We start from the raw sequence: 19,774 nt of genomic DNA, 5'->3' as shown, positions 1-19,774 counted from the left end.
CGGGTGGTGGTTCTTTTTTGCTAATTTTGAGCCAAATTTAACACAGATGGCACTAAAATGCGGGATTATCGGGGTAGCCAACGTGGGCAAATCCACACTCTTCAACTGTATGTCCAATACCAGGGTGGAAACTTCCAGCTTTGCCTTTACCTCCAGTAAGTCCAATGTTGGAATGGTGAATGTGCCAGAACCCAGGCTCTATAAGCTGGAGAATTTCCAGCCCACTGAAAAGATCATCCCGGCCTCTGTCGAAATTGTGGATATCCCCGGACTCGCCAGGGGGGCCAACCAGGGAGAAGGTGTGGGCAACAAGTTTCTCTCCGATATCCGGAATACCGATGCCCTGATTCAGGTGATCCGGTGTTTTGATGACGAACAGCTGCCCCATATCGACGGATCGGTGAACCCGGTCCGCGACATGGAGACCATCAACCTGGAACTGCAGGTCAAGGACCTCGAGTCGGTGGAAAAAAAGATGGAACGGCTGGCCAGGATTGCCAAAACAGGGGATAAGGATGCCCAAAGAGGGCTCGAAGTGCTGGCAAGATATAAGGACCACCTGGAAGATTTTCAGAATGCCCGTACCCTGGAAGTGAGCGAAACGGACCGTAAATATATTGAAGACCTCTTTCTGCTGACCAGCAAGCCGCTTATGTATGTGTGCAACGTGGAAGATGAGGCGGCCATCGCAGGCAACGCCTATGTGGATCAGGTAAAGGAATACCTGGCCGGCGAAAAGGCCGAGATCCTGGTGCTGGCGGCCCGTCTGGAATCGGAGATTGCCGAACTGGAGGACGAGGAAGACCGCAAAGCCTTCCTGGCCGATGCCGGACTGGAAGAGCCGGGGGTGAGCAAGCTCATACGATCGGCCTACTCCATGCTGAACCTGATTTCCTTTTTCACCGTGGGCCCCAAAGAGATCCGGGCCTGGACCATCCGGAAGGGTGCCCTGGCCCCCGAAGCGGCCGGGGCCATACACTCGGACCTGCAGCGCGGGTTTATCCGTGCCGAGGTGATGAAGTATGAAGATTTTATTACCCTGGGCTCGGAGCAGGCCTGCAAGGATAAGGGCAAATTATCGGTGGAAGGAAAAAACTACGTGGTGGAGGAGGCCGATATTCTTCACATCAGATTTAATGTATGATGGGACGCCGGAGTATGATGGGGCGCCGGAGTATGATGGGGCGCCGGATGGTCCGCAACGCTTCCCTGAAGCTGCTCCTGTTTGTCCTCCCGGTCCTCCTGGCAGTTGCTCCCGGGCATGCACAATGGACCAAGTCGGTCCGTTTCGACGACAGTGATATGGCCCTCGACCTGACCGAAGCACGCACCTTCCTGAAATATCCCACCTACGACCAGTACCTGGAGATGATGCAGGGCTTTGCCTCCTCCTACCCGGAAATCTGCAGGCTCGACACCTTTGGCCGCTCCCAGGAGGGAAGGCTGCTGCTGGCCCTGAAGATCAGCGACCGGGTGGGAGAGGATGAAGCCGAGGCCAACTTTCTGTACAGCTCCACCATGCACGGCAACGAAGTGGCAGGATTCGTTTTGCTGCTGCGCCTTGCCGGCACTCTGCTCAGTGGCTATGGCACGGACAGCGAGATAAGTACCCTGGTGGATGGACTGCAGATATGGATCAATCCCCTGGCCAATCCCGATGGCAGCTTTTCCAAGGATAACAACCTTTCACTGCGGAATTCGGTGCGCAACGCCAGGGACGGAACCGATCTGAACCGGGACTTCCCGAACCCGGGGAGTGGCGAAGCCGATGATACCACAGGCCGGGCCCTGGAGAACAGGTATATGATGGAATTCCTGAGGGAGCACCGTTTCACCCTGTCGGCCAACCTGCACAACGGAGCCGAAGTGGTGAACTATCCCTGGGACCACACTCCGGTACGGCATGTGGATGATAACTGGTACCGTTTTATCTCCAGGGAATATGCTGATGAGGCCATGGCGGTGGATCCCGACTATATGTGGGGATGGCCCGACGACGGAATCACCAACGGCTGGGACTGGTACGTGGCCTTGGGGACCCGTCAGGACTATGTGAATTACTACCTGGGAGGCAGGGAGGTGACCCTGGAACTGTCGGACGAATTTCTTCTGCCCTCGGCAGAACTGGAACATCACTGGGACATTAACCGGCGCTCCCTGATCAACTATATTTCGCAGTGCCTCTACGGGATCCGGGGGAAGGTGAGCGACCGGGAGAGCGGCGCCCCGCTGAAGGCACGAATCTCGGTGGAGGACCACGACACCACCAGCTCGGTGGTGTACAGCTCCGAAACTCACGGTGATTTCTACAGGCTGATTAAGGAAGGGGTTTACGACCTGCTTGTCTCCTCTCCGGGTTACTTCAACGACACCCTCCAGGCGGTGACGGTAAACGACTACCAGGCAAGCCTCCTGGATATTCAGCTGAATGCCTATGAAACATCCATCCCTGAGAAAGAGGCGCCGCGGTTCCGGATCTATCCCAATCCGGCCACGCAGGCCATATGGATAGCTGCGGACCAGCTTCCCCCCGGACCGCTGGAACTGATGTTTTACTCTCCGGATGGCCGAATTCTGAACCGGAACACCCTGCCCTGGTCCGGATCCCCGCTGGAGCTGCGCCTGGATCACCTGGAACCCGGCATCTACCTGCTGCACCTGCATACCGGAAGTTATTGGCAGACGGAGAGACTGCTCGTGTTAAAGCGCTAGGAACCCAGATCAGCTCCGATCCGGATCAGGTTCGATTAAACTGCTCCGATCCTCAGGCTAAACGTCCAGCAGCCGGGCTTCCAGAGCGGTGCGGCGGCTCCTGGAAAATGTTAGTTTCACCGGATCGTCTCCCTCCAAAATGCAAAGATGATTCTTGTTATTGACCCGGGTCAGGAATTGTAAGTTGATAATATGTTTGCGGCTGATGCGGATGAAGTTGCGGGGAAGACTTTCTTCAATGGCCCCGATATTTTTGGATATGCAAAAACTTTCTCCCGAATCTACCATGGCATAGGTGTAATTTCCTTCGGCTTCGAAATAGACTATTTTTCCAGGGGACAGCATAAAAATGCCTTTGTGATCGGAGAATACCAGTTTCCTTTTTGTTTCCAGTGTTTTGTATAGACTCTCTATATAATCCGTAAGTTCCCAGTTTACTTTCTCATCCTGAAAACGGAGCAGAGTTTCAGATAACTCTTCTTTACGAACCGGTTTCAGCAGGTAGTCGAAAGCCATGGATTTAATGGCCTTCAGGGCATAGTTTTCGAAAGCAGTAACAAATACAATGGCAGGGGTAATCCTTGCCTCCCTGAGAAACTCTACCAGCATAAATCCGTTCTTACCGGGCATTTGGATATCCAGCAGGATAACGTCAATGGCCTGCACCGCCAGGATCTTTATAGCCCCATCGACACCTGAAGCCGAGCCGGCCACCCTGAAGCCCTTCATCTCACCGATCATGGCACTCAGCAAATTTCTTGCCTGATCCTCATCGTCCACGATTAATATGCCAATTTCCTTTTTCATACCTCATTGGTTTTGAGTTGCAGCGGAAGGATCAGATGTACCCGGGTACCAGATATATGACCTTGAAAGTCAAGGATGTCCGATATTTGAATTGCAAATCCCTTCCCATATATGCGGTTATAGTTTTCCATATAGCGTTCCACAAAACGGATCCCGTTTCCGGATCCGTTCCTGTAAAACTGTCTGGCCTCTATCCTGCCAATTCCGTTATCTTCGATAGTAATCCGGAGGCTTCTGTTTGTCCGTGTTACCTCCAGTTTCAACTCCCCTTCCTTTTCCTTCTGCGACAGACCATGGCGGATGGCATTCTCCACGAAGGTCTGGATCATCATTTTGGGGACCAGGCTTTCAGGGTCCACCTCTTTGTCAATCTCCTCCAGGTAAATGAATTTACCGGAAAACCTTACGTTCTCCAGTTTTATATATAAGCGGATAAACTCCAGTTCATCCTGCAGTCTCCATAAGGACTGATGACTGGTGTCCAGGACCACTCTCAGCATGTCGGAAACATCGTTCAGGTAACGATAGGCCTTATCCCGCTCTTCCGAATAAATGAATGAACCAATGGCATTGAGAACGTTAAAGGTAAAATGAGGGTGCATTTGATTATGGACCGATTTCAGCTCAGCCAGCTGTAGCCTGTATTCGAACATCTTTCTTCTCAAATACAGGTAGTGAGCCCCCCAAATGATCGCATAGAATAAGATCCCGCAAATAAGAAAAGCCAGACCATAAAACACCAGCCTGAAGGGGTAGGTGTTTCTATACGACAGCCTGATCATCTTGCTGGTCAGGGCTCTATCATCATGCAGGGCATAAATCCTTTCCTGATCTCCATAAGCACTATACAGGTTCATCTCCAAGATTGATCCCGGGATGGTCAACTCATTACTGCAGCTATTCAGGTGCTGGTCAACCAGGGTAATCTGATTGTTAAACCGGAGAAATTTATACTGCAGGTCAAAACCGGGATCCTGCTCACGAGAGTTCAACAGGTAACCCTTTCTTTTTACGGGTGAAATATCCAGCCTTTTTGCATCAAAACGGTAAAGATTGCTGCTTCTTCCCATATAGTAATTCCTGTCACCACCCGCCCCGAAGATGTAAACTCTAAGCTCTAGTTTATCTGGAACCGGAACGGATTTAAGGTGCTTTAATGACAAATCATAGATACAGAGGGAATCATGCTCTTCCGCCTCCATCATATGCAGGAGGGAGCAGAGCAGGGTATCCTTGCCACTCACTATGGGAAAAGCTGTCACATAGGGCCTTCCTTCTTCGTAAAGCAGGGAAGATATGCGAAGAGAGAGGTCGCTGTTGAAAATAAAGATCCCGGCCTGGTGATCACCGAAAATCATATTTTCGTCAGGTCCGAAATTTTCTGTGGATCTGGATCCCGTAATCAGTTCACTCTTCCCATCCTGGTCCAGATCGAAGATGGACCATCCAGCATAGCTTACACCCATATCTCTTGAACTCTGCAGGGCCCGTGTCTCCGGATGATACACAAATATCTTTCTGGGGATCAGGGAATATCCTCCATGAATTCCGAATACTACCTCCCCTAGGGAATCGCCATCCAGGTCTGCAACCAAACCCTGAGGCATAGAATAATCATATCCGCCGTTCCGTTGCATGGTTGTATCCAGGTATATTTTGTCAAGTTGTGAAGTCAGATTACTGAAGTTGTACAGCTGGTTTAAAAAAAGACTGTCGCCCGAGCGGGTAATGCAATAACTCTCTCCCTTTCCATCCAGGTCATGATCGCCGAAAATATGGAAGTATCTTTTGTGCGGAAACTTCCCCTCCAGTTTTGTCAGGTAGAGAAGCCGTCCTTCCAGGGAATAAACTTCGATGGTTGCGAAATCTCCATAATCAAGGAAATGTATCTGTTCTGCAACTCCGTCGCCCGACAGGTCATAAAACCTGGAGCAGATATCTCGCTGTACGACCTGGCCCATCTCCTCCAGCCTGAAAGGGGTGATGCGAAAATCATTGGCTCCGAGCCATATGAAAAACAAGACTCCGACAAGGATCATCGCCCCGATTAACTCTGTCTGCCTGCTGCCAGGCAATGTATTTCTTCGCATCAATCAGATTAGTCCGAAGGTTTGAAGCGAGATACTTAAAAAATCTTTATTCCTTTACCTGTCACCGCGTAAATGTTAGATTTTTTATTCAAGCTCCTGATTTCATGGATGAACCAGGCGTTTTTTTGTATGAATAGGTTTTGTTGGTAACTCCACCTGAGTTCTGAAGCGGAATTCGTACTTTTAGGCGGGATTACTCGATTTATTGCTATGAAGAACAGAACCGGAACCTTATGTAAAAGCGCTTTTTGGCTGCTCCTCTGCCTCTGGGCGCTCCCTCTGAGCGATCAGGCCGGCCTGCTGCATGCGCAAAGGGTGAGCGCCGGCGAAGCCCCTACCTCACGCATCCTGTTTATTTTTGATGCCTCCAACAGCATGTCCGGACAGTGGGAAGGGGAACTGAAAATTGATCTGGCCCGGGACATACTGTTTGAAATGCTCGATACCCTGGAACAAAAGGAAGATCTGCAACTGGCCCTGCGGGTCTACGGCCACCAGAGCCCGGTCTCCCCGCAGGACTGCAGCGATACCAGGCTGGAGGTTCCCTTTGGTCGCCTGAATGCCGACAAAATCAGAGAGACCCTGAACAGGATTCAACCCAAGGGTACCACTCCCATCGCCTGGTCCCTGGCTCAGGCTCCGGAAGATTTTCCTGCCTGCGGAACCTGCCGGAATATCATCGTGCTGATCACTGACGGAATAGAAGCCTGCGATGGTGATCCCTGCCAGGTTTCGCTCGATCTTCAGAAAAAAGGAATTATCCTGAGGCCTTTTGTGATCGGGATCGGGAGCGATCCGGGATTCAGGAAAACCTTTGACTGCATCGGGGAGTATTATGACACTCCCACCCGGGAAGAGTACCGGAAAGCTTTGAAAAAGGTAATCAGCCAGGCACTGAATACAACCTCGGCCCAGGTGAATCTGCTGGATAGTCAGCAGAGGCCCACCGAGACGGATGTAAATATGACATTCTACGAGCGCTATACAGGAATCATCCATTATTACATGATCCATACCCTCAATGCTAAAGGAAATCCGGATACCCTCTCCCTGAATCCTATGGTCACCTACGATATCGGATTACAGACCATTCCGCCCATACGGATCGATAGTGTCAGGCTGGTGGCCGGCAGGCACAATACCATTTCGGTGGAGGCCCCGCAGGGCTACCTCTATATCCGCACGCGCAGAGGGGATGCCTACGAAAGTGAAAAAGTCCTGGTGAAACGGGCCGGCGATCAGGAGTTAATCAATATGCAGGAAATGGGGACTATGGAGAAATACCTGGTGGGGGCCTATGACCTGCTGATACCTGTTTTCCCGGTTATGGAGCTTCATGACCTGGAGATCAGCCAGGGTAATACAACCACCGTGGAGATTCCGGCTCCCGGGTACGTCACTTTCAATACAGGACAGCCGGGAGTGGGTTCCCTCTACCAGATGAAAACCTCCGGAGAGCAACTCTGGGTGATGAACCTTCAGGAGAAAACCAGGGTACAGTCCTATCTCCTTCAGCCCGGTTCCTACCGGGTGGTGTTCCGAAGGGACGACCATAAATCTTCCTCTTATTCCATGGTCAAGGATTTTAAAGTCGGGGAAGGAAAGCCGGAAACCATTAAATTCTTTTAATTAAACTCATCACTCCGAAACAAATCTAACAATCATCGTCTGAAGGAATATGCCGGAATGGAAGACCGAGAGATAATCGAAGGCTTTAATACCCTGGGCAAGGAAGAACTTGCCTTTAACCAGCTGGTGATCAAATACCAGGAGCGGCTCTACTGGCATATCCGTAAAATTGTGCTTTGCCATGAGGATGCAGATGATGTGTTGCAGAACACCATGGTCAAAATATGGCGGTCCCTGGGCTCGTTCCGTTCCGAATCGGGTTTGTACACCTGGCTTTACCGGATCGCCACCAATGAGGCCCTCTCCTTTTTGAAACAGAAAAAGAAGAAGGCCTTTGCCCCCTGGGTAGATATGGAGGAGCAGATGTTTGATAAGCTGGAAGCCGATCCCTGGTTTAACGGGGATGATATTCAGCTGAAATTACAAAAGGCGATCCTCAGGCTGCCCGAAAAGCAACGGATCGTATTTAACATGAAATATTTTGACAACCTGAAGTATGAAGCTATGTCGGAGATACTGGGTACTTCGGTAGGTGCCCTGAAAGCTTCTTATCACCATGCCGTTAAAAAGATAGAAAGCATGCTGAACAAGGATTAAACCTTTTACAACCATCATAGTCAAACCAATACCTGAATAAGAAATGAAAATGGATCATAAAAAACCGGATTTGCAGCAGGAAGCGCTGAAGAAAAGTCCATTTAAAGTGCCTGAAGGGTACTTTGAAAGCTTTTCGGATCGGCTCCATGCGCGAATTAAAGAGGAAGAATCCTCCAGAGTTCCGGTTCGAAAGATCGGAACAGTCACCCGTTGGATGGCCACGGCTGCAGCAGTGCTGGCCGCGGCCCTGATTACCTCTTCGATCATTCGGCTCAGCTCCTCCACCGGAGCAGAGAGTCTTTATCCGGATATGGCCCTTCTGGAACAGATGCAGGTCCTGGATGATGACCGCTTCCTCTATGAACTTCTGGAGGAAGAAGAGTCGGGAGAATTGGATGAGCAGGAAGCATTTGCCTCTCAGGCCATCGAATACCTGGCCATCAATGACGTGGAAATGGATCTCATTTTTGAATAGTGAAAAGACGTAATATTATGAAAACCAGAATCCTTTATTTTCTTAGCGCCGCCATGTTCCTGTTTTGCACTTCAGGTAATCTGATTGCCCAGTCGAAGGAGCAGATTGAAAAGTTTAACGAGGAACGAAAGGCCTACTTCACGGAAGAGCTGAAACTGACCGATAAGGAAAGCAATGCTTTTTGGCCACTCTATAATGACTTCCAGAACCGGAAGATGAAACTGGTTGAGGATGAGCGTAATACCTGGACCTATGCCCATAAAAATGCGGACAATCTCAGCGACAAGGAGATCCTGGAAACCCTCAGAAAGGTTTATAACCTGAAAGAGAGCCGGTTAGAGCTTGAAAGGGAGTATTACCAGGGGAAATTCCTGGATGCCCTGCCGGCCAAAAAGGTTTTGAAACTGGGCAAGGTGGAGTGGGATTTCCGCCGGCATCTCCTGCATAAACTACGCGATGACGGACAGGGAAGGCGCAGCCAGGGCGGAGGATCCGGAAATAAAGGAACAGATAATGAGCCCTTTACAATGGGGTCATTACCCTGTCCCTATTAAGGTCCCTAGCGCATATCTTCAGGCGAGTAGTCGCGCATCATGATCAGGTCCTCCGGCAGGTCCGGTTCAATCTCCTGCAGGAATTTCACACTGCGATCGATATCCTGGTACATCACCTTGTCGTCCTCCACAAATGATACTCCTTTTCTGTACTCTTTCAGGAAATTTTCCATAAAGGGACTGGTGCGCACAGGTCGCCTGAATTCGATGGCCTGAGCTGCATTATAGAGTTCAATAGCCAGGATCCGTTCCAGGTTCAGCATCACCTGATAGGCTTTGGTAGCCGCATTGGCCCCCATACTGACATGATCCTCCTGACCCTGCGACGATTCAATGGAATCGACCGATGAGGGGGTACAGAGCTGCTTGTTATGACTAACCATGGAGGCTGCCGTATACTGGGGAATCATAAATCCGGAATTGAGGCCGGGATTGGCCACCAGGAAAGGCGGCAGGCCCCGGGAGCCGCTCACCAGCTGGTAGGTTCGCCGTTCGGAAATATTCCCCATCTCGCTCATGGCGATGGCTAAATTATCCAGGGCCAGGGCCAGGGGCTGACCATGGAAGTTCCCGGCAGAAATGATCAGATCCTCCTCCGGGAAGATGGTGGGATTATCGGTAACTGCATTGATCTCATTCCGGAACACATAGGCCACGTAGTTGATGGAATCCTTGGAAGCTCCGTGAACCTGGGGGATGCATCTGAAGGAGTAAGGATCCTGCACATGGGCCTTGGGACGGCCGATCAACTCGCTTCCCTCCAGCAGCCACCGGATTCTCCGGGCGGTGACCAGCTGTCCCTGGTGGGGCCGGATCTGCTGAATCAATTCATGGAATGGCTCGATCCTGCCGTCGAAGGCCTCCAGCGACAGGGCTGCGATAATATCGGCCAGCCGGGAGAGCTTAAAGACTCTTAAACAAAGGTATACCCCGTAGGCACTCATAAACTGCGTTCCGTTCAACAGGGCCAGTCCTTCCTTGGATTTCAGTTCAATGGGATCCCAGCCCATCTCTTTTATGACCTCCGCGGCCTTTCTCCGTTTCCCTTTCACATTCACTTCACCCATGCCCAGCAGGGGCAGGCTCATATGGGCCAGGGGAGCCAGGTCGCCCGAGGCTCCCAGCGAACCATAGGTATAAACCACCGGCAGGATATCGTTGTTATAGAGATCGGCCAGGCGTTCCACGGTGGCCACCTGAACTCCGGAGTGCCCGTAGGAGAGCGACTGGATTTTCAGAAGGAGCATCAGCCTGGTAATCTCCTCACTGACCTCCTCCCCAAGCCCGCAGGCATGCGACATCACCAGGTTCTTCTGCAACAATCCCAGGTTCTCCGCCGATATTATCTTATTGCAGAGGGAGCCGAAGCCGGTATTGATCCCGTAGAGGATCTCATCCGTATGCTCCATCCTCCGATCCAGATAGTCCCTGCAGACCCTGATCTTCTTAATCACCTCGTCCGACAGGACAATCTTTGTTCCTCCCGAAATGATCTCTTCAAACTTCTTCCACCCGATTTCCTCTGTGCTTACCAGATGCACCTTATCCTTATCCTTATCCTTATGCACCTTATCCATATCCTTGAGAATTAGAAATCCAAGTACAGAAAAAAAAATGAGCCGGTGATGGAATATGAAATGTTATTTGGCAGAGGATAATCTTTCTACCAGCTCCTCCGGGGTGAGCCTCTCCTGCCTGCCCGAGTCCATTTCCTTAAGAGTAAGCACCCCTTCCCTGATTTCCTGCTCACCTGCCAGTGCCACAAAGGGAATATGGCGTTTGTCGGCATAGTTGAGCTGCTTTTTCATCTTGGCCTCGTCGGGGTAAAGTTCAGAGGCGATGTGGTTTTTCCGGAGAAGACTCAGGATGGGAAGGATGTGCTTTACTGTTGTTTCTCCGAAGTTCACAAAGAGCAGTTGTGTATCCAGGGCAGCCCGTTCCGGGAAGCGGTCCAGCTGAAGCAGGACGTCATAGATGCGGTCGGCGCCAAAGGAGACGCCCACTCCCGAAACACCCTCCAGCCCAAAAATACCGGTCAGATCGTCATACCTTCCCCCTCCACAGATGCTCCCCATCTCAGCCTCGGCCGATTTCACCTCCAGGATGCTTCCCGTGTAGTAATTCAGGCCCCTGGCCAGGGTCAGATCGAATTCAAGCACGGATCCTACAGGATCGCTCTTCAGGTAATCCAACAGGAGGCGTACCTCACCCAGGCCCTCCAGACCGCTTTCCGATCCTGCCAGGAATTCCTCCAGGAAAGCAAGTTTTTCCAGAGTCGTCCCCTCCGTCTTCAACAGAGGGTCGAGCTTCTCCAGGGAAGCCCTGCTCAGGCCCTTCTGTTCCAGTTCCTTCATAACCCCCTCCTGCCCGACCTTTTCAAGCTTATCTATGGCCACGGTGATATCGCTCATTTGTTCCGTTGCCCCAATGGCCTCAGCAATTCCTGCCAGTACCTTCCGGTTATTGAGTTTGATCACCACCTTTAGTCCCAGGGCCCCGAAAACTTCATCAATGATCTGGATCAGCTCAAATTCATTGAGCAGTGAGTTACTGCCGATGACATCCACATCGCACTGGTAAAACTCCCTGTAACGGCCCCTCTGCGGGCGATCGGCCCGCCACACGGGCTGTATCTGAAAACGCCTGAAAGGAAAGGTGATCTCGTTGCGGTGCTGTACCACGTAACGGGCAAAGGGAACCGTCAGGTCATAGCGCAGTCCCTTCTCCGAAATTTTGCCCGCCAGGCTCCCGGCAACTTCGTCAAGCTCTCCCGGACGCAGTTTCGCTTTAAAATCGCCCGAATTCAGGATCTTGAACAGTAGTTTATCTCCTTCATCCCCGTACTTTCCCATAAGTGATGAAAGCTTCTCCATGGCCGGTGTTTCGATGGGAAGAAAGCCATGCACCAGAAAGATCCTTCGGATGGTATCAAATATATAGTTCCTCCTGGCCATTTCCAGGGGCGAAAAATCACGGGTTCCTTTGGGAATGGATGGTTTATCGGCCATGTATTGCTCTTTTATTCGGTGGCCCTGGCCAGTTTTTTGAAATCGCTGGCCAGAAATGCATCCGGGTTTTTTGAATTGACTTTGTGGTAATCAAAATAATAAAACTTGGCTTCTGCGAGCCCGATCAGAATCTTATAAACCCGGGCATTCATTTTCTTTCCCTCGGGTCCAACCTTATGCAGCACCACTGCATTCTTATCCGCAGACATAATCAGCTCCTTGATGGCCTCGCGGTCCACCAGTTTGACCTCGCCCGGATAGAGGGCTTTGATTTTCGAAAGCGAGTTGACATCCCGGTCCAGCTCTTCATCAACCAGATAAAGGGTCTTCCCCCTCAAATCGGCCATATTCTCGTTGTAGTATTTATATATATTCTGGCTGACAATACTCTGGTTCCCGGTAATCAGCCTCACATGGTACTGGAGGAAGCGGATCATGATCCCCAACTTGTAGGCATAATGATCTCCGTCCACTCCATAGTAGCCCATGGGAATATTGGCCAGATCCCTCAGATCATCGATGGAGACCCGGTCTCCTCCAAGGGAAAGACAGAGGAACTGGTACCGGGCATTTGATTTGTCTTTCTCAAAACTTACTCCGGCCAGGTAAAGAAAAGAGGCATTCTTATCCTTACTCTTCCCGGCAAAATCTTTCATCGGGAGAAACTCAAATTCCGTGATATCCCAGAATTTGTTCACCGCATCCTGGATCTCGATGTTATAGTCCGAAATGGCATTACTCTCCAAAACTACATAGGTTTTGGTGGTATAAAAATGGTCCAGGTCCTCCTGGTTGGGAAGATACTCTCTTTGAGCCTGCAGCTGCATCAAAGGGATCAACAGTAGCAGGAAGGCATAATACTTTTTCATTATTTGCTATGGATTAGGTGTTCAAAATTGGCCGGCCGGAAAATAGAGCGGATGCTTTTCATTAAACCGTCGTATGAAAACGAACTTCATCTGCTTCTTCTTCCGCTTACGAAGGGCATGATACTCATCTGCCAGCTCGGGATCCTTCATCAACAGTACCTCCACGCTCTCTGTATCATATTCCAACACATCGCCCGTCTCGAAATCGAGCAGATACTGTCGGAGATCGGTGCTTCCCACATTCGACTGGGGCATGGAGTAGCGGTTGTAATAGTAGGAGCTGGAGTAGTATGGGTTGTAATAGTAAGGATCGTAATAGTTTGGATTGTAGGTGGTTACAGTGGCAACAAAATGACAAATGCTTCCCATGAAGCTGATGCGGTGAAAGGCGGAACCCACATTGATGTAAAGGATTCCGCTGCGGCTGTACCCCCATATATCCTCCGTTTTCAGGACCGTTTTCACCCCATTGTCATCGTAGATAATAATCTCCTTCTGCGCTGTTATTTTGTCATAAAAAGCCCGGTCGGCAAGATCCTCATCGGTCACGATGCGCGCCGGAGGAATGGGATTGTTTGCTTTTACACTCTCAAAGTTGGGAAAAAGCCCGTCCGTAAACTCAAACTCCGGAGTATACATAACCATCTCCCTCTCCCCGCCCTCCTGTGCAAGCAGCAAAGGACACAAATACAGTACTATGAAAAAAACAAAGCTTCTCATATTGCGGTCTTTCACTATATTAACACAAAATTACTAACTATAATGTGTTTCAGGCACAAAAATAGAGCCAATATTTTTCAGGATTGATCATATTTTAACTTTCTTTGGAAAAACTAGCCACATCTTGGAATTGTATGTTTCTTGAATTTCTACAAAGACTTGTTTCTCTCCGGGTAGATGAACAGATGGAGCAGTCCCTGGCTGTCAGGGCCAGGCGGATCAATTTCTTTTATGTGATCCTGATGTTCCTGCTCCTGGTGTCCGTCATTTACGCGGTAATTTCCAGCCGGTATGAACTCCTGGTGGTCCATGGAATTTCTTTGGGACTGGGTTTGTTCCTGTTCCTCTATGTGCCCGCTGGCCGTAAGATCGACCTGAGCAGCCTGCTTGCCCTGGTTCTGGCTGCGGTTGTGCTTCTGAATGCCTACATTTTTAATGAAGGGGTATCCTCCCTCCTGGTACTGGCATTCTATCTGCTCTTCCCCCTGGCGGCAGTCAGTATGAATGGCCGCCACGGGATCTATGTTCCCGTTGGACTGGGCATTCTAAGCATAATCATTAATTCACTGGGGCTTTTTGAGAGCTCCATTCATCTGGACTTGCTTAACTCGCTGGTCTTCTACTTTGCCTATATCCTGGTGATTCTGATTGCCGTCTATATGGAAAGAATCAACAGTAAACTGATGAACAACCTGCAGGAATCGAGGAAACAGGCTGAATTGACCATTGTGAACAAGGATGACTTTATTGGTAAACTATCCCACAAGCTTCGAACCTCGCTCAGCAATATTGCCCTGATCAATAATCTGGTACACGATGAAAGACTGAACTCGGAGCAGAAGGATTTGATGGAAACCCTGAAGGCTTCCACCAATCTGCTCATTGAAGATGTGAACAGGATTGTTCAAATCGCCTCCTCGGGAATCGTGGATTATCAGAAGAGCATCACCTCCTTTGATCTGACTTCGGTCCTGGAGAAGTCTGTGAGTATTCTGAAATCGGGCGGAGGAACCGGCGATGAGATATCCATTTCGCGCAGCGATAATCTGGGTCACTACATTATCGGCGATCCCAGCCTTTTACGTACCCTGATTGTCAATATTATTCACGGCATCAATGACTACCGGGTAACCGGCAATCCGGTGAAACTGGAAATCCGCTCCCTGAAGGAGACTCCCAGCCAGGTCAGGCTGGAGTTCGCATTTCATGTGGAGACCGATGAGAGCGGCTCCCTGGTGGAGTACATCCGGTCGCTTTACCATGGAAATGCCCATCCCGGCTCCAATCTGGCTAATGCCTATATCCTTTTGCACGAAATCGACAGTACCATCCTGGCCGAACGGGTAGCGGACGGAACAAGCATCCGCTTTCTCCAGGATTTCACCAAGGATCCCACCAAATCCAGCATCCCGAAGCATGATACCCTGCAACTTGAAAAGAGAGCCGTTAAACGGGGGATCGCACTGAAAGATGCCAAGATTCTGCTGGTGGAGGACAACGTGATTAACCAGAAAATTGTGCTGCTCAGTCTTAGTAAGGCTGTCAGCCAGATCGATGTGGCCTTAAACGGGAAACAGGCCCTGGAAATGTTCGGGCTCAAGAAATATGATTTGATCCTGATGGATATCATGATGCCTGTGATGGATGGTATAATGGCCACTAAAAAAATCCGGGAAATTGAATCCACCGGGGATAGTCACGTCCCCATTATTGCCGTTACAGCCAATGCCCTGGCGGGGGACCGGGAGAACTGCCTGGCCGGGGGTGCGGATGAGTATATCGCCAAACCCTTTACCACTGAGCTGCTTATCAGGAAGATGAAAAACTTGCTGGCCTGATACCCATAATGGTCTGGTCATCAATTTGAAGCTCTCTGTTGCCCATCCACTCGTTCATACTCTCTTCCAGTTTACGCAACTGTTCAGCCATGGGGAGGTGGTGAATGGACATCAGCAGGTGCCTGAAACGCCTGTATTTAAACTTCTTTCCCTCCGGCCCGCCGAACTGATCCGGGTACCCGTCGGTAAACAGGTAGAGCATATCATTCTCCTGAATCTCCATGCTCCTGTTCTGAAATAATCCCCGCTGCAATCCGTAATCGGGTCCGACGATAATCCGCTCGCCCTTCACCTCCAGGATCTCGTGATCCCGGATGATGTAAAGCGGACTAAATGCACCGGCATACTCCAGTCCAAGCAGCGACATAAAAGCCCCGGGAACACCATGCCCCGTACAATCGGCCACCGAAAAAAGCATCTTCCCGTTGATCCTCCTGGCCCAGTTAAAGTCACCACTTACAATCTCCTTGGGTCTCTGATAAATAAAAGATTCCGGGAAATATGCTTTTAACTGCCCCGAGGTAAAAAACATGGCACCCTGGATCCGCTGGGCATAGGTAAGGCTCTGTTCATAGCTTCTGTTCCGGTCGCGCAACTTATTACGATGCTGCAGGACTACCCGCGACTCCTGCTCCTGCTCCTTCATCCGGTGGTAATCCTGTTGGAACTTCCTGATCCTTATCCTGAACAGAAGGATGTGCAGCACAAAACTTACCAGCAGAAAGAGAATCAGGAGCAAAATGAAATGCTTTTGGAGGATATCTATGGCTCCGGGAATCCATTCCATGTTGACTTTGACAAACAGTTTGGTTATAAAGATTAACGGATCAAATATAGATGTAAATGATCTAATTTATTACATAAACAGATGAAAATGTTGCCGATAAAAAACAGGGGAAATCAGAAGCGGCCCGTGAGCCGTGCGGCAGCCCGTGAGGCGTGCGGCGGCCTGTGAGGCGTGCGGCGGCCATTCTATGCCCCGGGTGTTCATTGTAGGCTCTGCACAGGGACTGAAAGCCGGGTAGTCTGTTTTGGCAAAATCCGGGTGTAACAAAGGGATTACATTTTTCAAATTTGTTACATTTTAGTTTTTATCCAAATATTTTGATGCCGGTATAACATATTGAATTACAATATTATACAATTATATCAGAAATGGGCAATTTAAAATTGCATGTCTGATACTTGTTAAAAAGTTGCAACTCTGTTACATGCAAAAAATCCGAAAACAGGATATGCCCTTTTGCCGGCTTTGATGAAATTTATGATATATGAAGACTGGCTCAGAAAAGAAGACTGGTTCCGGGATCAAGACTGGTTCCGGGATCAAGACTGGTTCCGGGATCAAGACTGGTACACGCTTTAAGGCCAGGAGGGTGGCTGAATAGTTTCCTTTTGCCACCCTCCTGGTTCATGCTATGAGCTTGCGGGAAACGGTTCCCGGTCTCTCTATTCTTCCTTGCAGTTTTTGGATGCTTTGTCCCCCCTGGCGGCCCTGGCTTCCATGGCCATCTTTTCGAGCATATCGGTAGTCACCGACTTGGGCCTTTCCAGCGGGTAACCCAGGGCCCTGTCCCAGATCAGGTTGGCCGTAATACCAATGGATCTTCCAATACCAAAGAGCACGGTGTAAAACTCGTATTCCGTGATCCCGTAGTGCCAGTGGATGATCCCTGACTGGGCATCCACATTGGGCCACGGGTTCTTGGCTTTGCCCTGCTCCTTGAGGATGGGTGGCACCACCTTGTATAACATATCGGTGTACTGAAAAAGGAGGTCGTCCTTCATGTGGGTCTGGCAGAACTCGCGCTGAAGGGTGTAGCGGGGATCCGTCTTACGCAATACTGCATGACCGAAACCGGGGATCACCTGACCCGAATTAAGCGTATCCCATACAAACTGCTTCATTTCCTCCTCGGTGGGAACCTGGCCGTCCATCTTCTCCACCAGGTCCTGCAGCCACCTGAGTACCTCCTGGTTAGCCAGTCCATGCAGGGGTCCCGCCAGGCCATTGATCATGGCTGAAATGGACAGGTAAATATCCGACAGGGAGCTTCCTACCAGGTGGCCGGTATGAGCACTGACATTTCCACTCTCATGATCGGCATGAATGATGAAATTAAGCCTGGAGACATCATCGTAAGGCTTAGGGATCCCCATCATATGGGCAAAATTGGCTCCCATATCCAGATTGGGATTGGACTGGATGCGTTTGCCATCCCGGTAAAGCTTCGCATAAATGTAGGAAGCTACCTCCGGAAGCTTGGCCAGCAGGTTCAGGGAATCCTCGAAAGTAGGATCCCAGTAATCCATCTTACTGATCCCTCCCTGGTACTTCTTGGCAAAAAACGATTCACGCTGCATGGTAAGAATAGCCGCGGAGAAGATGGCCATTGGGGGTGAAAAGGAGGGGAAGGCATCAATTACCTCGTACACATACCTTGGCAGGATCCGGCGCTTTCTGAATTCATCGACCAGTTCGGCTACCTCGCTATCGGTAGGAATATCGCCCGTTAACAGCAGGAAATAGAGGCCCTCTACATAAGGCATCTCCGCATTTGGCGGCTTGGGAAGCTTTTCAAATACCTCCGGCAGCGTATATCCGCGGTACCGGATTCCTTCCTGGGGGTCCAGGTAAGAAATATCTGTAACCAGACTTTTCAAACCCCGCATGCCTCCAATGGCCTGCGCAATGGTTACCTGGTCTACCACCACATCACAATAATCTGTAAGTAATTTTCTGGTTCTGGGCCTCCACTCTTCGATCTTCTGGTGGAGCCTCTCTTTTAAGATTGACATATTATTCAGGTTTTATCAGGTGAGTAAAAAATTAGGGTTACACAATATAATATAAATATGAAGATATGTCAATATAATAACATGGTCCGCGCAAATTTTCGGCGGATTATTTTTCTTCTCGCATCTGTTATTTCAGACAAAAGAGACTGGCTTTTGTTCCAAAAAAAAAGACCGTCCTGTCCCGGACGATCTGGAAAAGGAGGCTGTACCTTTTGATACAGCCTCCAGGTTTTGCTTACTTCGCGAAAAACTTCAGTTAATACCCGTATATCGCGGTTGATCCCAGCTCCTCCTCAATGCGGAGCAGCTGATTGTATTTGGCGATCCTGTCGGAACGGCTCAGGGAACCGGTCTTGATCTGACCCGAGTTGGTAGCCACGGCTATATCTGCTATGGTGGCGTCCTCCGTCTCCCCGGAACGGTGTGAGGTAACAGTTGTATAACCTGCTCTGTGCGCCATCTCGATGGTATTCAGGGTCTCGGTGAGCGTGCCAATCTGGTTCACCTTAATCAGAATGGAGTTGGCACAATCCAGTTCAATGCCCCTGGAGAGGTATTCCACGTTGGTAACAAACAAATCGTCACCCACCAGCTGGCAGCGATCGCCGATCAGTTTGTTCTGAATCACCCAGCCGTCCCAGTCTGCCTCATCCATGCCATCTTCGATGGAATCGATGGGGTATTTGTCAAGCAATTCGGCCAGGTAGGCAGCCTGCTCTTCCGAGTTGCGTTTAGCACCGCCTTCACCTTCAAATTTGGCATAGTTATATACGCCATTTTCATAAAATTCAGATGCCGCACAATCGAGTGCAATGGTGATATCCTTTCCTGGCTTATATCCTGCGGCTTCAACAGCTTTAAGAATGCTGTCCAGTGCATCTTCGGTTCCTTCCAGTTTGGGAGCAAAGCCTCCTTCATCGCCAACAGCAGTACTTAAACCTCTGTCTTTCAATACTTTTTTTAAGGCATGAAAAACCTCGGCACCCATCCTCAGACCCTCTTTAAAACTGCTTGCCCCGATGGGACGAATCATAAATTCCTGGAATGCAATGGGAGCATCGGAGTGGGATCCACCGTTGATAATATTCATCATGGGGACGGGCAGGTGTTTGGCATTGGTCCCGCCGATATAGCGATAAAGCGGCATATCGTGATACATGGCAGCCGCCTTGGCTACTGCCAGTGAAACACCCAGCATGGCGTTGGCACCCAGCTTGCTTTTGGTTTTGGTCCCGTCCAGGCTTATCATTTTCTGATCGATGGCCACCTGGTCAAGGGCATCCATTCCGGCAAGCTCTTTAGCAATCAGCGTATTAACATTTTCGACAGCTTTCTGAACTCCCTTACCCAGGTAACGGCTCTTGTCGCCATCCCTCAGTTCCAGGGCTTCGTTTTCTCCTGTGGAGGCTCCTGAAGGAACTCCTGCCCTGCCTACAAAACCGCTGGCAAGGGTTACTTCAACTTCTACGGTAGGGTTTCCGCGTGAGTCGAGAATTTCACGTGCATGAATATCAACAATTTGTCCCATGATCTAAAAAATTTTTATTGGTTATCAGACTTTTATTTTGTTCGCCGGTTTGTATTTAAGCAAGCCGGACTTTTTTTGTAGCAAACGGGCAGGCAGGCCCGGTGATATTCCCCGGCCTCCCTGTCTCAAAATATCCCGGAGAAATAAA

General features: G+C 49.9%; 16 protein-coding genes. 7 read left to right on the top strand and 9 right to left on the bottom strand.

Going from position 1 to position 19,774, the window contains the following annotated elements:
• The first annotated feature begins 46 nt into the window (after nucleotides 1–46).
• Nucleotides 47–1,144 carry a redox-regulated ATPase YchF gene (gene ychF / locus P1P86_10840; protein ID MDF1575672.1) on the top strand — a complete coding sequence of 366 codons (1,098 nt, stop codon included), beginning with the start codon at nucleotides 47–49 and terminating at the stop codon, nucleotides 1,142–1,144.
• The gene (locus P1P86_10835; GenBank protein ID MDF1575671.1) at nucleotides 1,144–2,712 is read left to right on the top strand and encodes a M14 family zinc carboxypeptidase; all 1,569 of its coding nucleotides are present in this window, start codon (nucleotides 1,144–1,146) and stop codon (nucleotides 2,710–2,712) included. The genes ychF and P1P86_10835 overlap by 1 nt, the downstream gene beginning before the upstream one ends.
• 57 nt (nucleotides 2,713–2,769) lie before the next feature.
• On the opposite strand, the gene P1P86_10830 is transcribed toward P1P86_10835, so the two are convergent.
• Both P1P86_10830 and P1P86_10825 read right to left on the bottom strand, forming a co-directional pair.
• The gene (locus P1P86_10830) at nucleotides 2,770–3,519 is read right to left on the bottom strand and encodes a LytTR family DNA-binding domain-containing protein (protein ID MDF1575670.1); all 750 of its coding nucleotides are present in this window, start codon (nucleotides 3,517–3,519) and stop codon (nucleotides 2,770–2,772) included.
• The gene (locus P1P86_10825) at nucleotides 3,516–5,609 is read right to left on the bottom strand and encodes a histidine kinase (protein ID MDF1575669.1); all 2,094 of its coding nucleotides are present in this window, start codon (nucleotides 5,607–5,609) and stop codon (nucleotides 3,516–3,518) included. Before P1P86_10825 ends, P1P86_10830 begins: the two co-directional genes overlap by 4 nt.
• Nucleotides 5,610–5,819: 210 nt before the next feature.
• Here P1P86_10825 and P1P86_10820 point away from each other — a divergent pair, with 210 nt between their 5' ends.
• The 4 genes from P1P86_10820 to P1P86_10805 are packed head-to-tail and all read left to right on the top strand — an operon-like array spanning nucleotide 5,820 to nucleotide 8,864.
• The gene (locus P1P86_10820; GenBank protein MDF1575668.1) at nucleotides 5,820–7,238 is read left to right on the top strand and encodes a VWA domain-containing protein; all 1,419 of its coding nucleotides are present in this window, start codon (nucleotides 5,820–5,822) and stop codon (nucleotides 7,236–7,238) included.
• A 57-nt stretch (nucleotides 7,239–7,295) separates the two neighbouring features.
• Nucleotides 7,296–7,835: an RNA polymerase sigma factor gene (locus P1P86_10815; GenBank protein ID MDF1575667.1), complete on the top strand. Its 540-nt coding sequence runs from the start codon at nucleotides 7,296–7,298 to the stop codon at nucleotides 7,833–7,835.
• 49 nt (nucleotides 7,836–7,884) lie between these two features.
• Nucleotides 7,885–8,310 carry a hypothetical protein gene (locus tag P1P86_10810; protein MDF1575666.1) on the top strand — a complete coding sequence of 142 codons (426 nt, stop codon included), beginning with the start codon at nucleotides 7,885–7,887 and terminating at the stop codon, nucleotides 8,308–8,310.
• 17 nt (nucleotides 8,311–8,327) lie between these two features.
• Nucleotides 8,328–8,864: a hypothetical protein gene (locus P1P86_10805; protein ID MDF1575665.1), complete on the top strand. Its 537-nt coding sequence runs from the start codon at nucleotides 8,328–8,330 to the stop codon at nucleotides 8,862–8,864.
• A 5-nt stretch (nucleotides 8,865–8,869) separates the two neighbouring features.
• Here the strand turns inward: P1P86_10805 and hutH are convergent, their stop codons facing one another.
• The 4 genes from hutH to P1P86_10785 form a co-directional block, all read right to left on the bottom strand.
• Complete coding sequence (gene hutH, locus P1P86_10800; protein ID MDF1575664.1) at nucleotides 8,870–10,441, bottom strand: histidine ammonia-lyase; 1,572 nt, start codon at nucleotides 10,439–10,441, stop codon at nucleotides 8,870–8,872.
• A gap of 63 nt (nucleotides 10,442–10,504) precedes the next feature.
• The gene (hisS, locus tag P1P86_10795) at nucleotides 10,505–11,872 is read right to left on the bottom strand and encodes a histidine--tRNA ligase (GenBank protein MDF1575663.1); all 1,368 of its coding nucleotides are present in this window, start codon (nucleotides 11,870–11,872) and stop codon (nucleotides 10,505–10,507) included.
• 11 nt (nucleotides 11,873–11,883) lie between these two features.
• Nucleotides 11,884–12,741: a hypothetical protein gene (locus P1P86_10790; protein MDF1575662.1), complete on the bottom strand. Its 858-nt coding sequence runs from the start codon at nucleotides 12,739–12,741 to the stop codon at nucleotides 11,884–11,886.
• A gap of 21 nt (nucleotides 12,742–12,762) precedes the next feature.
• On the bottom strand, nucleotides 12,763–13,461 hold the full coding sequence (locus P1P86_10785) for a hypothetical protein (protein MDF1575661.1): 699 nt from the start codon (nucleotides 13,459–13,461) through the stop codon (nucleotides 12,763–12,765).
• 134 nt (nucleotides 13,462–13,595) lie between these two features.
• Here P1P86_10785 and P1P86_10780 point away from each other — a divergent pair, with 134 nt between their 5' ends.
• Nucleotides 13,596–15,299 carry a response regulator gene (locus P1P86_10780; GenBank protein ID MDF1575660.1) on the top strand — a complete coding sequence of 568 codons (1,704 nt, stop codon included), beginning with the start codon at nucleotides 13,596–13,598 and terminating at the stop codon, nucleotides 15,297–15,299.
• Here P1P86_10780 and P1P86_10775 read toward each other — a convergent pair.
• The 3 genes from P1P86_10775 to eno all read right to left on the bottom strand — a co-directional run bounded on the left by P1P86_10775 (nucleotide 15,271) and on the right by eno (nucleotide 19,626).
• Complete coding sequence (locus P1P86_10775; GenBank protein MDF1575659.1) at nucleotides 15,271–16,086, bottom strand: SpoIIE family protein phosphatase; 816 nt, start codon at nucleotides 16,084–16,086, stop codon at nucleotides 15,271–15,273. The two genes, P1P86_10780 and P1P86_10775, sit on opposite strands and share 29 nt — an antisense overlap.
• 662 nt (nucleotides 16,087–16,748) lie before the next feature.
• Entirely contained in the window at nucleotides 16,749–18,098 is a 1,350-nt protein-coding gene (locus P1P86_10770; GenBank protein ID MDF1575658.1) for a citrate (Si)-synthase, read from the bottom strand.
• Nucleotides 18,099–18,354: 256 nt separating this feature from the next.
• A complete protein-coding gene (gene eno, locus P1P86_10765) occupies nucleotides 18,355–19,626 on the bottom strand; it encodes a phosphopyruvate hydratase (protein MDF1575657.1) in 1,272 nt (423 codons plus the stop codon).
• Nucleotides 19,627–19,774: the final 148 nt, after the last annotated feature.

Source organism: Bacteroidales bacterium (genome assembly GCA_029210725.1).
Classification (GTDB): Bacteria; Bacteroidota; Bacteroidia; order Bacteroidales.
Note: the sequence above shows the minus strand (reverse complement) of the source record. Positions and strands in the feature narration are given on the sequence as shown.

Excerpts from the sequence above, each read along its gene's own strand:
- hisS (MDF1575663.1), bottom strand. The coding sequence starts at position 11,872 with ATGGCCGATAAACCATCCATTCCCAAAGGAACCCGTGATTTTTCGCCC.
- P1P86_10815 (MDF1575667.1), top strand. The coding sequence starts at position 7,296 with ATGGAAGACCGAGAGATAATCGAAGGCTTTAATACCCTGGGCAAGGAA.
- P1P86_10810 (MDF1575666.1), top strand. The coding sequence starts at position 7,885 with ATGGATCATAAAAAACCGGATTTGCAGCAGGAAGCGCTGAAGAAAAGT.
- P1P86_10830 (MDF1575670.1), bottom strand. The coding sequence starts at position 3,519 with ATGAAAAAGGAAATTGGCATATTAATCGTGGACGATGAGGATCAGGCA.
- P1P86_10780 (MDF1575660.1), top strand. The coding sequence starts at position 13,596 with ATGTTTCTTGAATTTCTACAAAGACTTGTTTCTCTCCGGGTAGATGAA.
- P1P86_10825 (MDF1575669.1), bottom strand. The coding sequence starts at position 5,609 with ATGCGAAGAAATACATTGCCTGGCAGCAGGCAGACAGAGTTAATCGGG.
- P1P86_10770 (MDF1575658.1), bottom strand. The coding sequence starts at position 18,098 with ATGTCAATCTTAAAAGAGAGGCTCCACCAGAAGATCGAAGAGTGGAGG.
- hutH (MDF1575664.1), bottom strand. The coding sequence starts at position 10,441 with ATGGATAAGGTGCATAAGGATAAGGATAAGGATAAGGTGCATCTGGTA.
- P1P86_10820 (MDF1575668.1), top strand. The coding sequence starts at position 5,820 with ATGAAGAACAGAACCGGAACCTTATGTAAAAGCGCTTTTTGGCTGCTC.
- P1P86_10790 (MDF1575662.1), bottom strand. The coding sequence starts at position 12,741 with ATGAAAAAGTATTATGCCTTCCTGCTACTGTTGATCCCTTTGATGCAG.
- P1P86_10835 (MDF1575671.1), top strand. The coding sequence starts at position 1,144 with ATGGGACGCCGGAGTATGATGGGGCGCCGGAGTATGATGGGGCGCCGG.
- P1P86_10775 (MDF1575659.1), bottom strand. The coding sequence starts at position 16,086 with ATGGAATGGATTCCCGGAGCCATAGATATCCTCCAAAAGCATTTCATT.
- P1P86_10805 (MDF1575665.1), top strand. The coding sequence starts at position 8,328 with ATGAAAACCAGAATCCTTTATTTTCTTAGCGCCGCCATGTTCCTGTTT.
- eno (MDF1575657.1), bottom strand. The coding sequence starts at position 19,626 with ATGGGACAAATTGTTGATATTCATGCACGTGAAATTCTCGACTCACGC.
- ychF (MDF1575672.1), top strand. The coding sequence starts at position 47 with ATGGCACTAAAATGCGGGATTATCGGGGTAGCCAACGTGGGCAAATCC.
- P1P86_10785 (MDF1575661.1), bottom strand. The coding sequence starts at position 13,461 with ATGAGAAGCTTTGTTTTTTTCATAGTACTGTATTTGTGTCCTTTGCTG.